A 15,906-nucleotide genomic window follows, 5' to 3' on the forward strand; every position below is an offset into this window, starting at 1 on the left:
CGCGCGTTCGCTTCCCTTTTACACCGGCAGCGCCGGCTCCTCGTGCAGCACGCCGTCGCGCAGCCGCATGATGCGGTCGCAGCGCGCGGCGAGATCGGGATCGTGCGTGACGATCACGAAACTCGTCTCGAGCGTCTCGGACAACTCGAGCATCAGGTTGAACACCGTGTCGGCCGTCGTGCCGTCGAGGTTGCCGGTCGGCTCGTCCGCGAGCACGCAGGCGGGCTTCGTGACCAGCGCGCGCGCGATCGCGACACGCTGGCGTTCGCCGCCCGACAGTTCGCCCGGCCGGTGCTTCGCACGCGGGCCGAGCCCGACGCGTTCGAGCATCGCCTGTGCCTGCTCGCGGGCGTCCTCGGTCGTCATCCGGCGGATGCGCAGCGGCATCGCGACGTTGTCGAGCGCGGTGAACTCGGGCAGCAGGTGATGGAACTGGTAGACGAAGCCGAGCGCGCGGTTGCGCAATTCGTTGCGCTCGCGCTCGGCGAGTTGCGTGAACGGCTTGCCGAGCAGCGACACCTCGCCCGCGCTCGGCTCGTCGAGTCCGCCGAGCACGTGCAGCAGCGTGCTCTTGCCTGAACCCGACGCGCCGACGACCGCGAGCTTCTCGCCGCGCCGCACCGTCAGCTCGGTGTTGTTGAGCACCTGCACGTTGAAGCCGCCCTGCACGAACGCCTTCGTGATCCCGCGCGCCTGAAGCACGTATTCCTGCATACCTGCCGAATCCTGTCTGTTGTGTTGTCGTGAGTCCGCGAATGCGGTCGCGCGGTCATTCATAGCGAAGCGCCTCCGCCGGCTTCACCTTCGCGCCGCGCCAGCTCGGATAGAGCGTCGCGACGGCCGACAGCGCGAACGCGATCAGCCCGATCCGGATCACGTCACTCGCGACGAGTTCGGACGGCAGCTCGCTGATGAAGTACACGGACGGCGGCAGGAACTGCACGCCGAACAGGTGCTCGATCATCGGGATCAGCCACGGGATGCTCCATGCGATCAGGCAGCCGAGCGCGACGCCCGACGCGGTGCCGACGAAGCCGATCGTCACGCCCTGCACGACGAAGATCTTCATGATCGACCCCGGCTGCGCGCCGAGCGTGCGCAGGATCGCGATGTCGGCCTGCTTGTTGGTCACCGTCATCACGAGCGACGACACGAGGTTGAACGCGGCCACCGCGATGATCAGCGTGAGGATGATGAACATCATCCGCTTTTCGATCTGCACGGCCGAGAACCACGTCTTGTTCTGCTGGGTCCAGTCGCGGATGTACAGGCTGCCCGACAGCGTATGCGACAGCTCGACCGCCACCTCCGGCGCCTTCTGCATGTCCTTCAGCCGCAGCCGCACACCGGTCGGCGCGGTCATCCGGAACAGCGCCTCGGCGTCGCGGATGTTGATCATCGCGAGCGTGCTGTCGTATTCGTAGTGCCCCGACTCGAACACGCCGACGACCGTGAACTGTTTCAGCCGCGGCATCATGCCGGCCGGCGTGATCGACCCTTCCGGCGCAACGAGCGTGACCTTGTCGCCGACCGTCACGCCGAGGTTGCCGGCGAGCGCATCGCCGAGCACGATGCCGAACTGGCCCGGCACCAGCGCGCCCAGCTGGCCGGCCTTCATGTCCTTGCCGATGTCGGACACCTGCGGCTCGAGCGTCGGCTCGACGCCGCGCAGCATCACGCCGCTCACCGCGTCCTGGCGAGTGAGCAGCGCCTGCGCGTCGACGTACGGCGCCGCGCCGATCACCGACGGATTGCGGCGCGCTTCCTGCGCGGTCAGTTGCCAGTCGGGCATCGAACCCGTCGGCGAGAACACCTCGACGTGCGCGAGCACCGACAGCATGCGGTCGCGCACTTCCTTCTGGAAGCCGTTCATCACCGACAGCACGACGATCAGCGCGGCGACGCCGAGCGCGATCCCGAGCATCGACACGAGCGCGATGAAGGAAATGAAGCCGTTACCGGTCGTGCGTTTGCCGGCGCGCGTGTAGCGCCAGCCGATCTGCCATTCGTACGGAAGTTTCAAGCGAATCCTTTCTGCTGGTTACGGCGGGGAGGCGCCCCGCGGCCGGACCGCCGCCCGGTGGCGACCACCGGCCCGGGCACGGTCGAAAAACGGCCGCCGGACGCGAACGGGCCGTCAGCCGGCCCGATCACGCGCGCAGTTTGCCATACAATGCGCACCATCATGCACGACCGACGCCTCCATTTTCTCGTTCCGTTCGCGCTGCCGTCGGCGGCCGATGCGGCCTCGTCCCTGCACACGCTGGACAGCCCCGCGCTCGAAAAGTTGCTCGCCCGCGCCAGCCTCGTCGAGCGCGTGGCCGGCGAGGACTTCCAGCGCACGCTGCCGCACGAACGCTGGCTGGCCCGCCAGTTCGGCGCGACCCAGGGCAACGCCGCCGACGAGGCGCCGCTCGCGCCCTACATGCTGCTGGCCGACGGCGGCGACCCCGGCACGCACGCGTGGGCGTGCGTCGAGCCCGTGCACGTCGAAATCGCACACGATCACCTGGTGCTCGTCGATCCGGCCGCCCTCGCGCTCGACGACGGCGACGCCGCCGCGCTGCTCGCCATCGCGCGGCCGCTGATCGAGGAGCTGGGCGTGCGGCTCGAGGCGCCGCACCCGTCGCGCTGGTACCTGTCGAGCGAGCAGCTCGCCCGGCTGGCCGGCGCCGCGCCGCTGCGCGCGAGCGGCCGCAACATCGAAATCTGGCTGCCGCACGAAGCGCATACGGGCGAGCGCTCGCGGATGTGGATGAAGCTGCAGAACGAAGTGCAGATGGCGTGGTTCCAGCATCCGGTCAACGAAGCCCGCGAAGCGCGCGGGCTGCCGGCCGTCAATTCGATCTGGTTCCACGCACAGGGCACGCTGAAGCCGGTCGGCAAGCCGTTCGCGCGCGTGCTGTCCACTTCGCCGGCCGCGCTCGGCCTCGCGCGCGCCGCGCAGGCCGACACCGGTGCGCCGCCGGCCGCGTTCGGCGCGCTCGCCGCCGGCGACGGCGCGACGCTCGTCGAACTGCCGGCGCTGACCACTCCGTTCATCGAGCAGGACTGGGCGCGCTGGCACGACGGGCTCGCCGCACTCGAGCGCGACTGGTTCGCGCCGGCCCTCGCCGCGTTGCGCAACGGCGAGCTCACGAGCGTCGACTTCACGCTGTGCGGCGACACGAGCTCCGTGACGCTGCACGCGACGCGCGGCGACCTGCGCAAGTTCTGGCGCCGCCGTGCGCTGGCCTCCCTGTTCGAATAACCAGCAGACCCCGTATGACCCGGATCGTTACCCGCCCCGTCGCGCCCGCCGACGCAGAAGCGCTCGCGCGCCACGGTCTGCACCCCGTCCTCGCGCGCCTGTACGCGTCGCGCGGCGTGCAGTCCCCCGCCGACATCGAGACCGCGCTCGCGCGGCTCGTGCCGCCCACCGAGCTGAAAGGCTGCGCCGACGCGGCGTCGCTGCTCGCCGACGCGATCGCCGACAAGCGGCGCCTGCTGGTCGTCGCCGACTACGACTGCGACGGCGCGACCGCATGCGCGGTCGCGGTGCGCGGCCTGCGGATGTTCGGCGCGCAGATCGACTACCTGGTGCCGAACCGCTTCGAATACGGCTACGGCCTCACGCCCGAAATCGTCGAACTCGCCGCCGCGCGCAAGCCCGACCTGCTGATCACCGTCGACAACGGGATCGCGAGCGTCGCGGGCGTCGAAGCCGCGAACGCACGCGGCATCGACGTGCTCGTGACCGACCACCACCTGCCCGGCGACGCACTGCCCGCCGCGCGCGCGATCGTCAACCCGAACCAGCCCGGCTGCGCGTTCCCGAGCAAGCACCTCGCCGGCGTCGGCGTGATGTTCTACGTGCTGCTCGCGCTGCGCGCCGAGCTGCGCCGTCGCGGCGCGTTCGCGAGCAAGGAAGCCGAGCCGCGCCTCGACGGCCTGCTCGACCTCGTCGCGCTCGGCACCGTCGCCGACGTCGTGCGGCTCGACGGCAACAACCGCGTGCTCGTCGCGCAGGGGCTGCAGCGCATCCGCAACGGCCGCATGCAGCCCGGCATTGCCGCGCTGTTCCGCGCCGCCGCGCGCGAAGCGCGCACCGCGTCGGGCTTCGACCTCGGCTTCGGCCTCGGCCCGCGCCTGAACGCCGCCGGGCGGCTGTCCGACATGTCGCTCGGCATCGAGTGCCTGATCACCGACGACATCGGCCGCGCCTGGGATCTCGCGCAGCAGCTCGACGTGATGAACCGCGAGCGCCGCGAGATCGAGGCGGGCATGCAGCAGCAGGCGCTCGCCGATCTCGCCGACGTCGATCCGGCCGACGCGTGCACGATCACCCTCTTCAACCCCGAGTGGCACCAGGGCGTGATCGGCATCGTCGCCGGCCGGCTCAAGGAAAAATTCCACCGCCCGTCGTTCACGTTCGCGCACGCGGACGACGAAGGCAAGCGGGTCAAAGGGTCGGGCCGCTCGATTCCCGGCTTCCACCTGCGCGACGCGCTCGACCTCGTGTCGAAACGCGAACCGGACCTGATCGTCGCGTTCGGCGGCCACGCGATGGCGGCCGGCCTCACGCTCGACACCGAAAACGTGCCGCGCTTCGCCGCCGCGTTCGAAGCCGTTGCGCGCGAATGGCTGTCCGACGACGCGCTCGCCCGCGTGATCGAGACCGACGGCGAACTCGAGGACGCGTACTTCACGCCGCAGTTCGTCGGGCTGCTCGACGAAGCGGTCTGGGGGCAAGGTTTTCCGGCCCCGCTTTTCTCCGGCGAATTCGACGTCGTGTCGCAATCGCTCGTGAAGGAAAAACACCTGAAGCTGCAACTGGCGCGCGGCCGCCAGCGCTTCAACGCGATCTGGTTCAACCACACGGAGCCGCTGCCGGACAGCGCGCTGGTCGCGTACCGCCTCGTCGCGGACACGTGGAACGGCGTCACGCGCGTCCAGCTGATCGTCGAACACGCGGCCGGCTGAGCGCGGGCCGCCGGGCCCGCGACGCCCGCCGACGCATGCGCACCGCGCCGGACGCCGCCGCCGCGTGCGGGCAGGCACGGTTTGCGTCACCGGGCAACCCTGCCGATCGGCTATAATTCCGCTTTTTTACGAAGCAAGAATAGCGAGCGATCATGGAAGCGGAACGTCTCAACGCGATCGAAAGCTCCCTGCTCGACCTGCGCAACCGCGCGGGCGAGCTTCGGGGGTATCTTTGACTACGACGCCAAAGCTGCGCGTCTGATCGAAGTCAACAAGGAACTCGAAGACCCGAACGTCTGGAACGATTCGAAGAACGCCCAGGCACTCGGTCGCGAGAAGAAGCTGCTCGAAGGCGTCGTCATGACGCTCACCGCGCTCGATAACGACCTGCGCGACGCGCTCGACCTGTTCGAGCTGGCCCGCGAGGAAGGCGACGAAGATACGCTCGTCGCGTCGGAAGAAGACGCCGCGAAGCTCGAGGCACGCGTCGGCGACATCGAGTTCCGCCGGATGTTCTCGAACCCGGCCGACCCGAACAACTGCTTCATCGACATCCAGGCCGGCGCCGGCGGCACCGAAGCGTGCGACTGGGCGTCGATGCTGCTGCGCCAGTACCTGCGCTACTGCGAGCGCAAGGGCTTCAAGGCCGAAGTGCTCGAAGAGTCCGACGGCGACGTCGCCGGCATCAAGAACGCGACGGTCAAGGTGACGGGCGAATACGCATACGGCTTCCTGCGCACCGAAACGGGCATCCACCGCCTCGTGCGCAAGTCGCCGTTCGACTCGTCGGGCGGCCGCCACACGTCGTTCTCGTCGGTGTTCGTCTATCCGGAAATCGACGACTCGATCGAAGTCGAGATCAACCCGGCCGACCTGCGCATCGACACGTACCGCGCATCGGGCGCGGGCGGGCAGCACATCAACAAGACCGACTCCGCGGTGCGGATCACGCACATGCCGACCGGTATCGTCGTGCAGTGCCAGAACGACCGCTCGCAGCACCGCAACCGTGCCGAAGCGATGGCGATGCTGAAGTCGCGCCTGTACGAAGTCGAGATGCGCAAGCGCCAGGCCGAACAGGACAAGCTCGAATCGAGCAAGACCGATGTGGGCTGGGGCCACCAGATCCGTTCGTACGTGCTCGACCAGAGCCGCGTGAAGGATCTGCGCACCAACGTCGAAATGAGCAACACGCGCGCCGTCCTCGACGGCGACCTCGACGACTTCATCAGCGCGAGCCTCAAACAGGGCGTGTAAGCGCCGCGGCGCGATCCTGTCGGGTCGCGCCCCCTTGCCCTTCCCGTTTGCGTTGCCGCACCACTCCGAATTCCGACCATCATGACCGAACCGACCCAAACGCAGCCCGCCGTCACCGCGGACGAAAACCAGATCATCGCCGAGCGCCGCGAGAAGCTGCGCGCCCTGCGCGAGCAAGGCGTCGCCTACCCGAACGATTTCCGCCCCGAGCACCATGCAGCCGACCTGCAGGCGAAATTCGCCGAGTCGGACAAGGCCGCGCTCGAAGCGAACCCGGTCGAGGTGTCGGTGGCCGGCCGCATGATGCTCAAGCGCGTGATGGGCAAGGCCAGCTTCGCGACGGTGCAGGACGGTTCGGGCCAGATCCAGTTCTTCGTGACGCCGAACGACGTCGGCACGGAAACCTACGACGCATTCAAGAAGTGGGACCTCGGCGACATCGTCGCCGCGCGCGGCGTGCTGTTTCGCACCAACAAGGGCGAACTGTCGGTCCAGTGCAAGGAACTGCGCCTGCTGTCGAAGGCGCTGCGCCCGCTGCCGGACAAGTTCCACGGGCTGTCGGACCAGGAAATGCGCTACCGCCAGCGCTATGTCGACCTGATCGTCACGCCGGAAACGCGCGACACGTTCCGCGCCCGCACGAAGACGATCGCGTCGATCCGCAAGTTCATGGACAACGCCGAGTTCATGGAAGTCGAGACGCCGATGCTGCACCCGATCCCGGGCGGCGCGGCCGCGAAGCCGTTCGTCACGCACCACAACGCGCTCGACATGCAGATGTTCCTGCGCATCGCGCCGGAGCTGTACCTGAAGCGCCTGATCGTCGGCGGCTTCGAGCGCGTGTTCGAAATCAACCGTAATTTCCGGAACGAAGGCGTGTCGCCGCGTCACAACCCGGAATTCACGATGATGGAGTTCTACGCCGCGTACACCGACTACCGCTGGCTGATGGACTTCACCGAGCAACTGATCCGCCAGGCGGCGATCGATGCGCTCGGCACCGCGACGATCCAGTATCAGGGCCGCGAGCTCGATCTCGCGAAGCCGTTCCATCGGCTGACGATCACGCAGGCGATCCAGAAGTACGCGCCGGGCTACACCGACGGCCAACTGTCGGACGACGCCTTCCTGCGCACCGAACTGAAGCGCTTCGGCGTCGACGTGTCGCAGCCGGCGTTCCTGAACGCAGGCATCGGCGCGCTGCAGCTCGCGCTGTTCGAGGAAACGGCCGAAGCGCAGCTGTGGGAACCGACGTTCATCATCGACTACCCGGTCGAGGTGTCGCCGCTCGCACGCGCATCGGATACGGTGCCGGGCATCACCGAGCGGTTCGAGCTGTTCATGACCGGTCGTGAAATCGCGAACGGCTTCTCGGAGTTGAACGATCCGGAAGATCAGGCTGCGCGCTTCAAGAAACAGGTCGAACAGAAGGATGCGGGTGACGAGGAAGCGATGTTCTTCGACGCCGACTACATCCGCGCGCTCGAATACGGGATGCCTCCGACCGGCGGCTGCGGGATCGGTATCGACCGTCTCGTGATGCTGCTGACCGACAGCCCGACGATCCGCGACGTGCTGCTGTTCCCGCATCTGCGCCGCGAAGACTGACCGCAGCGCCCGCGTGTGCGCCGCCGCCGTGGCGCGCACGCGTCGGCTTTGTAACGACGCGTAAATCCCGCCCGCCGGCGCTCGCCGGCTTTCGATCCTCCCCCGTTTCATTTCCCCGTCGCGACGGCCTTCTCCGGGTTTTCCCTGCCGTGAACGCGCGCGCGCCGCTGCAATTCGTTACACCTTGATACGACGCGCTCCGTGCCGCTGGACGACACTCCTGTTGCGTCACCACGCATGACCACGGGACCAGAACGCGGCGCAGGAACGCCAAGTCTGCTCGATCCCGAGCGTGGGATCCGGCCCGGCGCCGACGTGCCGATCCGGATCGACATCGGAGAAAAAAATGGACAACCAGAATCAGACCACGCCGCAAAAGCAACGCCTCCACCCGCTGATCGCCACCGCCGCCGGCGCCGTCATCGTCGCCAGCCTCGCGGCGACGGCAGCGATCACCGGCATCTTCCCGAAGGCCAGCAGCAGCAATGCACAGAGCGGCCAGACTCAAGCCGCGCTGATCGCGTCGCAGCCGGCCGTCGATACGGCCGCGGCCGCCAGCGCAGCACTCGCCGCGCAGGCCCAGCAGCAGGCTGCCGAACAGGCCGCCGCGCAGCAGAAGGAGAAGGCCGCCGTCGCGCAGGCCGAGCCGAAGCCCGCGCCGCGTCCGGCTGCGCCGCACCGCCGTCACACCACGGCGCCGCAGCCGCCGCAATACGCGCAGCAGCCGTCGGTACCCGCGCAGACCTACTGCCAGAGCTGCGGTACGGTCGTCGCGATCACGCCGATCCGCACGGCCGGCCAGAGCTCGGGCATCGGCGCGGTCGGCGGCGCAGCAGCAGGCGGCCTGCTGGGCAACCAGTTCGGCCACGGCAACGGCCGCACCGCGATGACGATCATCGGCGCACTGGGTGGCGGCCTCGCCGGCAACCAGGTCGAAAAACAGGTGCGCGCGGAAACCGACTATCAGGTGCAGGTCCAGATGGAGAGCGGCGCGACGCGCACGTTCACGTACCGCAACCAGCAGCCGCCGTTCGGCCAGGGCCAGCGCGTGCGGATCGAGAACGGGACGCTGGTCGGCGCGTGATCGTGCGGCACCCCCTGCCCGCGTCATCCGCGCGGGCAGCGGCCCGAACATGAAAAACGGCTCGCGAGCGCTTGCTCACGAGCCGTTTTTTATTGCTGCCCGAATGCGCGATAACGGCGCGTCCGGTGTTCAGTCCTCGTCGTCGAAGTCCGATTCGTCGATCCAGTGGGCCTGGATCGCCTCGAGGATCTTCTCGCCGGAGTGCGACGGATCGTCGTTGAAGCCGTCGAGTTCGAGCACCCACTGGCGCAGGTCGACGAAGTTGATCCGCTGCGGGTCGATGTCCGGGTGCTTGTCCGCCAGCGCAATGGCTATTTCACGCGAATCGGTCCATTTCATCGCCTGCCTCCGGTTCCGGTCAGTGGTTTTCTTTCGCGTGGTTGATCGAGTATTTCGGAATCTCGACCACCAGGTCCGAATCTTCCTTCACGATCGCCTGGCACGACAGGCGCGACGTCGGCTCGAGGCCCCACGCCTTGTCCAGCAGATCGTCCTCGTCCTCCTCGGACGGCGTCAGATCGTTGAAGCCCTCGCGGATCACCACGTGGCACGTCGTGCATGCGCACGACTTCTCGCATGCGTGCTCGATCTCGATTCCGTGTTCGAGCAGGTTGTCGCAGATACTCTTGCCGGGCGTCGCGTCGATCACTGCGCCGTCCGGGCACAGTTCGACGTGAGGCAGCACCACCAGTTGAGGCATGTCCGTTCCGTCAGTCAGGGTGCGGCGCGCGGCGCCGCACGGTTGATTGTCGCGCAGGCCGTTGCCGGCCGATGCGCAGTTCGTGAGTTCAGATCTCGTCGAGCCGGCGGCCCGACAGCGCGCGCTTGATGCTCTTGTCCATCCGGCGCGCCGCGAATTCGTCGGTGCCGTCGGCCAGTGCCTTGGTCGCCGCTTCGATCGCGTTCGTATCGTCGCCCTGCGCCACCGCGCGCAACGCCGCGGCCAGCGCGTCGATCTGCGTGCGCTCGTTCGCATCGAGCAGTTCGCCGTCGGCCGCCAGCGCGGCCTGCGTCGCCTCGAGCATCCGCTCGGCCTCGACCTGTGCTTCGCGCAACGCGCGCGCACGCATGTCGATTTCAGCGGTCTTGAAGCTGTCCTCGAGCATCTTCGCGATGTCGTCGTCGGCGAGGCCGTACGACGGCTTCACGACGACCGACGCCTCGACGCCCGACAGCTGTTCGCGGGCGAACACCGACAGCAGACCATCCGCGTCGACCTGGTACGTCACGCGAATCCGTGCCGCGCCGGCCGTCATCGGCGGAATACCGCGCAGCTCGAAACGCGCGAGCGACCGGCAGTCGGCGACGAGCTCGCGCTCGCCCTGCACGACGTGAATCGCCATCGCGGTCTGGCCGTCCTTGAAGGTCGTGAATTCCTGCGCACGTGCGATCGGAATCGTCGAGTTGCGCGGAATGATCTTCTCGACGAGACCGCCCATCGTCTCGACACCGAGCGACAGCGGAATCACGTCGAGCAGCAGCCAGTCGTCGCCGGTGCCGCGATTGCCTGCGAGCAGGTCGGCCTGGATCGCTGCGCCGAGCGCGACGACCTGGTCCGGATCGAGGTTCACGAGCGGCGGCTGGCCGAAATATTTCGCGACCGCGTCGCGGATCACCGGCATGCGCGTCGCGCCGCCGACGAGCACGACGCCCTTGATGTCGGCCGGCGTGACCTGCGCGTCGCGCAGCGCCTTGCGGGTCGGCGTGAGCGTGCGCTGCACGAGCGGTTCGACGAGCGACGCGAACGTGTCGTGCGAGATCGTCTGCACGAGGTGCGCGCCGCCCGACAGCGTGACATCGAGCGACGCCTGCGGCGCGGACGACAGCGCTTCTTTCAGCACGCGCACGCGGTCGAGCAACAGGCGCACGTCTTCGGGTGCCAGCGTCTTCACGTCGATGCCGGCCTGCTCGAGCACGTGGTCGAACAGCACATGGTCGAAATCGTCGCCGCCGAGCGCGGAATCGCCGCCCGCGGCCAGCACTTCGAACACGCCCTTCGTCAGCTTCAGGATCGACAGGTCGAACGTGCCGCCGCCGAGGTCGTACACCGCATAGAGACCTTCGGCCCCGTTGTCCAGACCATAGGCAATCGCCGCGGCGGTCGGTTCGTTCAGCAGGCGCAGCACGTTGAGGCCCGCGAGGCGCGCCGCATCCTTGGTCGCCTGGCGCTGGGCTTCGTCGAAATACGCGGGCACCGTGATCACCGCGCCGACCAGGTCGTCGCCGAGCGAATCTTCCGCGCGATACCGCAGCGTCGCGAGAATCTCGGCCGACACTTCGACCGGGCTCTTCACGCCGTCGATGGTGCGGATCTGCACCATGCCCGGCGCGTCGACGAACTCGTACGGCGCATTCGCCGCGCCTTCGACTTCGGCCTTGCCACGGCCCATGAAGCGCTTGACCGACACGATCGTGTTGCGCGGATCGGTCGCGGCCTGCTCTTTCGCCTCATGGCCGATACGGCGGCCGCCCTTCTCGAGATAACGGACTACCGACGGCAGCAGCACGCGGCCCGCTTCGTCCGGCAGGACTTCGGGCACGCTGTTGCGCACGGCCGCGACGAGGGAGTTCGTCGTGCCGAGATCGATCCCGACGGCGAGTCGCCGCTGATGCGGCGCCGGCGCCATGCCCGGTTCGGAAATTTGCAGTAAAGCCATCTTGGTTCGTTCGGGCGCTCGGCCCGTTTGCTGCGCGTGCCGCGAGGCACGCGGTTAAGTTTCGAGGCGCTCGATCTGCGCGCCCACTTCCGACGCGACCCGTTCGATGAACATCAACTGGCGCACGGCCTCGGCCGCCGCCTGATCGGCGCCGCTGTCGAGCAGCGTGCCGAGGCGCTCCACGCGCACGCGCCGCTCTTCGCGCAGCTCGGCGAGCAGCGCGTCGAGCGCGTCGACGTTGCGGGCGGCCGCGGCATCCTCGATGCCCTCGCGCCACTCCATCTGCTGCATCAGGAATGCGGGCTCCATCGCGGTGTTGTTTTCCGCGCCGATGTCGACGCCGCGCAGCGACAGCAGATACGACGCGCGCTTCAACGGATCGCGCAGCGTGCGATACGCCTCGTTCGCACGGGTTGCCCATTGCATCGCGATGCGCTTCTGCGCGTCGCCGGCCGCCGCGAAGCGGTCCGGATGCACTTGCGTCTGCACCGTCCGATAGGCGGCGTCGAGCACCGTCTCGTCGAGCGCGAATTGCGCCGGCAGGTGAAAGAGGTCGAAGTGGCTGTCTTTCAGCGAAACCATCGTCGCGTTCAATTCCGGTTCGTCGCGCGGCAAACGCCGCACATTAAAAAGGCGGCCCGCGCCGCCTCTTGCCCGCATCGCGCGGAGACCCGCGTGGTCACACGCGGAACGATTCGCCGCAGCCGCACTCGTCCTTCACGTTCGGGTTGTTGAACTTGAACCCTTCGTTCAGGCCTTCACGTGCGAAGTCGAGCTCGGTGCCGTCGATGTAGGCCAGGCTCTTCGGATCGACGACGACCTTCACGCCATGGCTCTCGAACACCTGATCCTCGGGAGCCAGCTCGTCGACATACTCGAGCTTGTACGCGAGCCCCGAGCACCCGGTCGTGCGAACGCCGAGCCGCAGGCCCACCCCCTTGCCGCGACGGACAAGGTATTTCTGGACGTGCTGTGCTGCTTTTTCGGTCAGTGTAATTGCCATGATGTCCTTGCCGCGACGCGCCACCGGGGCCCGCCGCGTTCCTTCACTCACGTGCTCGATGCCGCTCAGGCCGCTGCCTGATCGCCTTCCTTGGTGTCGTGACGCTTCTTGTAGTCGGCCACGGCTGCCTTGATCGCGTCTTCCGCGAGGATCGAGCAGTGAATCTTTACCGGCGGCAGCGCGAGTTCTTCGGCGATCTGCGTGTTCTTGATCGACAGTGCTTCGTCGAGCGTCTTGCCCTTCACCCATTCGGTGACGAGCGAGCTCGACGCGATCGCCGAACCGCAACCGTAGGTCTTGAACTTCGCGTCTTCGATCACGCCGTCCGCGCCGACGCGGATCTGCAGCTTCATCACGTCGCCGCAGGCCGGCGCGCCGACCATGCCCGTGCCGACCGTGTCGTCGTCCTTCGCGAACGAACCGACGTTGCGCGGGTTTTCGTAGTGATCCAGAACCTTGTTGCTGTAAGACATGACTCAGACTCCTTGACTCGTTACGTCTGCGTGCGCGAATCCGCCCGCGGGTATGTTCAATCCGGCGCTCAGTGTGCGGCCCATTCGATCGTCGACAGATCGATGCCTTCCTGGTGCATTTCCCAGAGCGGCGACAGTTCGCGCAGTTTCGCGATCTTGCTGTTCAGCAGGTTGATCACGAAGTCGACTTCCTGCTCCGTCGTGAAGCGGCCGACCGTGAAGCGGATCGAGCTGTGCGCCAGTTCGTCGTTGCGGCCGAGCGCGCGCAGCACGTACGACGGCTCCAGCGACGCCGACGTGCATGCGGAACCCGACGACACCGCGACGTCCTTGATCGCCATGATCAGCGACTCGCCTTCGACGAAGTTGAAACTGATGTTGAGGTTGTGCGGGACACGGCGCTCCATGTCGCCGTTCACGTACGTTTCCTCGATCTGCGACAGGCCGCGCAGCAGCTTGTCGCGCAGCATGCGCACGCGCTCGTTTTCCGTCGCCATTTCTTCGCGGGCGATGCGGAACGCTTCGCCCATGCCGACGATCTGGTGCGTCGGCAGCGTGCCCGAGCGCATGCCGCGCTCGTGACCGCCGCCGTGCATCTGCGCTTCGATGCGCACGCGCGGCTTGCGGCGCACGTACAGCGCGCCGATGCCCTTCGGGCCGTAGGTCTTGTGTGCGGAGAACGACATCAGGTCGACCTTCAGCTTCGCGAGATCGATCCCGACCTTGCCGGTCGACTGCGCGGCGTCGACGTGGAACACGATGCCCTTCTCGCGGCAGATCTCACCGATCGCCTCGATGTCCTGGATCACGCCGATCTCGTTGTTCACGTGCATCACCGACACGAGGATCGTGTCCGGGCGCAGCGCGGCCTTGAACACGTCGAGGTCGATCAGGCCGTCGTCCTTCACGTCGAGGTAAGTCACTTCGAAGCCGTCGCGCTCGAGCTCGCGGCAGGTGTCGAGCACGGCCTTGTGCTCGGTCTTCACCGTGACGATGTGCTTGCCCTTGCCCTTGTAGAAGTTCGCGGCGCCCTTGATCGCGAGGTTGTCCGATTCCGTTGCGCCGGACGTCCAGATGATTTCGCGCGGATCCGCGTTCACCAGCGCGGCGACCTGCTCGCGCGCTTCCTCGACCGCACGCTCCGCGTCCCAGCCGTAAGCGTGGCTGCGCGACGCCGGGTTGCCGAACTGCTCGCGCAGGTACGGCACCATCTTGTCGACCACGCGCGGATCGACGGGCGTCGTCGCGCTGTAATCCATGTAGATGGGCAGGTGGAGAGTGTCTTGGGTCATCTGTCGCTCCGGGAATTCTGTGCAGGGACTATGTGCGTTATGGGTAGGGCGTGCGCGTTCGCGCTCACGAACTCGCGATGTTGAACACCGAATTGGGGCCGAGCGGCATCGTGCGCACCGGCTCGGCCGGTGCCGCGACGGGCTCCGGCGTGCGCCGGTCGCGCAGCACCGCGGGGGCGCCCTCACGCGCGCGCTGCTGATCGACGAGATCCTGCAGCGACACGGAGTCGAGGTATTCGACCATCTTCTGGTTCAGCGTCGACCAGAGCTCATGCGTCATGCAATGGCCGTCGGGCTGCTTCGAGCCGTCGCACGTGCCTTTGCCGCCGCACTGCGTGGCGTCGAGCGGTTCATCGACCGCGATGATGATGTCGGCAACGGTGACGTCCTGCGCGCGACGCGCGAGGTTGTAGCCGCCGCCCGGGCCGCGCACGGATTCGACGATTTCATGCCTGCGCAGCTTGCCGAACAGCTGTTCGAGATACGAAAGCGAAATCCGCTGGCGCTGGCTGATGCCTGCAAGCGTCACCGGGCCCTGCTCCTGGCGCAGTGCCAAGTCAATCATCGCCGTGACGGCGAAACGGCCTTTGGTGGTGAGTCTCATGGTGTCTAGGGGACTGCAATCTTGACGATTTTTGTCAAGTATAAATATTTGACGTTTTTAGTCAAGTATCCATGTCTTTGAAAGGGTATTCGCAGACCGCTGAATTCCGTGCGATCAGCGCTCCGTGCGGGCCCGGAGCGCGTCCAGCAGGCCCGCGCACGCGCGCTCGATCTGATCGAGCACCTGCTCGAAGCCCTGCGCGCCGCCAAAATACGGATCGGCCACTTCGGTTTCGGTCGAATCCGGCGCGAATTCCATCAGCAGGCGGACCTTGTCGCGATACTGCGGCGGACAGCGGCGGCGCAACTCCGCGAGATTCGCCGCGTCCATCGCGAGCAGCAGGTCGAAGCGCTCGAAATCCGCCGCACTCACCTGCCGTGCGCGCAGCGCCGACAGATCGTAGCCGCGCCCGAGCGCGGCAGCCTGCGCACGCGTATCGGGCGGCTCGCCCACGTGCCAGTCGCCGGTGCCGGCCGAATCGATCGCGATCCGGTCCGCCAGCGCGGCCGCGTCGACCTGGTGACGCATCACGCCTTCCGCGGTGGGCGAACGGCAGATGTTGCCGAGGCAGACGAAACAGATCGAAACGCGGGTCATCGCACTAACGGAATGCCGCGGCGAACCGCGTGGGAGAAGAACACGCCATTATACAAAGGCGGCCGAAATCGCGCCGTCGCGCAAAGCGACCGCGCCCTGCCTCACAGCGCCTTCGGCGCGGCGAGCACGACGTCGCCCGATGCCGCCGGCAGCGGTTTCGCCGCGTCGTCGACGAGCCCGAACGACACCGCACGCGCCAGCTCGGCGGATGCCTGGTGAACCGCCAGCGGGCTACGCGACGGCGCATCGGCCATCGTATGCAGATAGGCTGCCGCGGCTAGCGGAACGACGATTGCCAGCGGCCAGTACATCGATATTGTCTTTTTCATGATGCGGACCTCCTTGACCTCGTACCCCGAAACCCAATTC

17 protein-coding genes are annotated in these 15,906 nt (G+C 67.2%); 5 read left to right on the forward strand and 12 right to left on the reverse strand.

From position 1 onward, the window contains the following. Nucleotides 1-18: 18 nt before the first annotated feature. Both lolD and WJ16_RS10915 read right to left on the reverse strand, forming a co-directional pair. Nucleotides 19-777 (reverse strand): lipoprotein-releasing ABC transporter ATP-binding protein LolD, encoded by a 759-nt coding sequence (gene lolD, locus WJ16_RS10910; RefSeq protein ID WP_084636025.1) that lies wholly within the window; start codon nucleotides 775-777, stop codon nucleotides 19-21. Continuing rightward, nucleotides 770-2,023: a lipoprotein-releasing ABC transporter permease subunit gene (locus tag WJ16_RS10915; protein ID WP_069257064.1), complete on the reverse strand. Its 1,254-nt coding sequence runs from the start codon at nucleotides 2,021-2,023 to the stop codon at nucleotides 770-772. The genes lolD and WJ16_RS10915 overlap by 8 nt, the downstream gene beginning before the upstream one ends. Nucleotides 2,024-2,173: 150 nt before the next feature. On the opposite strand from WJ16_RS10915, the gene WJ16_RS10920 reads away from it, so the two are divergent. The 5 genes from WJ16_RS10920 (at nucleotide 2,174) to WJ16_RS10945 (ending at nucleotide 8,911) form a co-directional block, all read left to right on the forward strand. Beyond that, nucleotides 2,174-3,250, forward strand: coding sequence for a regulator (locus tag WJ16_RS10920; protein WP_069257065.1), 1,077 nt, complete (start codon nucleotides 2,174-2,176; stop codon nucleotides 3,248-3,250). Nucleotides 3,251-3,264: 14 nt separating this feature from the next. Further along, nucleotides 3,265-4,962 (forward strand): single-stranded-DNA-specific exonuclease RecJ, encoded by a 1,698-nt coding sequence (gene recJ, locus WJ16_RS10925; protein ID WP_069257066.1) that lies wholly within the window; start codon nucleotides 3,265-3,267, stop codon nucleotides 4,960-4,962. A gap of 152 nt (nucleotides 4,963-5,114) precedes the next feature. Further along, nucleotides 5,115-6,219 (forward strand): peptide chain release factor 2 gene (gene prfB, locus WJ16_RS10935; protein ID WP_107312618.1). Its coding sequence is split into 2 segments (ribosomal slippage): nucleotides 5,115-5,195 and nucleotides 5,197-6,219, totalling 1,104 coding nucleotides; the frame shifts between segments, so codons are not numbered across the junction. 81 nt (nucleotides 6,220-6,300) lie between these two features. Then, nucleotides 6,301-7,827 carry a lysine--tRNA ligase gene (gene lysS, locus WJ16_RS10940; protein WP_069257068.1) on the forward strand — a complete coding sequence of 509 codons (1,527 nt, stop codon included), beginning with the start codon at nucleotides 6,301-6,303 and terminating at the stop codon, nucleotides 7,825-7,827. Nucleotides 7,828-8,173: 346 nt separating this feature from the next. Continuing rightward, complete coding sequence (locus tag WJ16_RS10945) at nucleotides 8,174-8,911, forward strand: glycine zipper 2TM domain-containing protein (protein WP_069257069.1); 738 nt, start codon at nucleotides 8,174-8,176, stop codon at nucleotides 8,909-8,911. A 129-nt stretch (nucleotides 8,912-9,040) separates the two neighbouring features. On the opposite strand, the gene iscX is transcribed toward WJ16_RS10945, so the two are convergent. The 10 genes from iscX to WJ16_RS10995 form a co-directional block, all read right to left on the reverse strand. After that, a complete protein-coding gene (gene iscX / locus WJ16_RS10950; RefSeq protein ID WP_069257070.1) occupies nucleotides 9,041-9,250 on the reverse strand; it encodes a Fe-S cluster assembly protein IscX in 210 nt (69 codons plus the stop codon). A gap of 19 nt (nucleotides 9,251-9,269) precedes the next feature. Continuing rightward, a complete protein-coding gene (gene fdx / locus WJ16_RS10955) occupies nucleotides 9,270-9,611 on the reverse strand; it encodes an ISC system 2Fe-2S type ferredoxin (protein ID WP_011352558.1) in 342 nt (113 codons plus the stop codon). An 88-nt stretch (nucleotides 9,612-9,699) separates the two neighbouring features. Further along, a complete protein-coding gene (gene hscA / locus WJ16_RS10960; protein ID WP_069257071.1) occupies nucleotides 9,700-11,568 on the reverse strand; it encodes a Fe-S protein assembly chaperone HscA in 1,869 nt (622 codons plus the stop codon). Nucleotides 11,569-11,622: 54 nt separating this feature from the next. Further along, nucleotides 11,623-12,150 (reverse strand): Fe-S protein assembly co-chaperone HscB, encoded by a 528-nt coding sequence (gene hscB, locus WJ16_RS10965; protein ID WP_011352560.1) that lies wholly within the window; start codon nucleotides 12,148-12,150, stop codon nucleotides 11,623-11,625. 97 nt (nucleotides 12,151-12,247) lie between these two features. Continuing rightward, nucleotides 12,248-12,571, reverse strand: a complete 324-nt coding sequence (gene iscA / locus WJ16_RS10970; protein ID WP_011885413.1) for an iron-sulfur cluster assembly protein IscA — start codon at nucleotides 12,569-12,571, stop codon at nucleotides 12,248-12,250. A gap of 65 nt (nucleotides 12,572-12,636) precedes the next feature. Next, nucleotides 12,637-13,044 carry a Fe-S cluster assembly scaffold IscU gene (gene iscU / locus WJ16_RS10975; RefSeq protein WP_006481982.1) on the reverse strand — a complete coding sequence of 136 codons (408 nt, stop codon included), beginning with the start codon at nucleotides 13,042-13,044 and terminating at the stop codon, nucleotides 12,637-12,639. A gap of 68 nt (nucleotides 13,045-13,112) precedes the next feature. Continuing rightward, nucleotides 13,113-14,336 (reverse strand): IscS subfamily cysteine desulfurase, encoded by a 1,224-nt coding sequence (locus WJ16_RS10980; RefSeq protein WP_069257072.1) that lies wholly within the window; start codon nucleotides 14,334-14,336, stop codon nucleotides 13,113-13,115. 64 nt (nucleotides 14,337-14,400) lie between these two features. Next, a complete protein-coding gene (gene iscR, locus WJ16_RS10985; protein ID WP_009691731.1) occupies nucleotides 14,401-14,940 on the reverse strand; it encodes a Fe-S cluster assembly transcriptional regulator IscR in 540 nt (179 codons plus the stop codon). 114 nt (nucleotides 14,941-15,054) lie between these two features. Further along, the gene (locus tag WJ16_RS10990) at nucleotides 15,055-15,537 is read right to left on the reverse strand and encodes a low molecular weight protein-tyrosine-phosphatase (protein WP_069257073.1); all 483 of its coding nucleotides are present in this window, start codon (nucleotides 15,535-15,537) and stop codon (nucleotides 15,055-15,057) included. A 101-nt stretch (nucleotides 15,538-15,638) separates the two neighbouring features. Then, nucleotides 15,639-15,866: a hypothetical protein gene (locus tag WJ16_RS10995; RefSeq protein WP_069257074.1), complete on the reverse strand. Its 228-nt coding sequence runs from the start codon at nucleotides 15,864-15,866 to the stop codon at nucleotides 15,639-15,641. Nucleotides 15,867-15,906 lie beyond the last annotated feature (40 nt).

The organism is Burkholderia metallica (assembly GCF_001718555.1).
Lineage (GTDB): Bacteria > Pseudomonadota > Gammaproteobacteria > Burkholderiales > Burkholderiaceae > Burkholderia > Burkholderia metallica.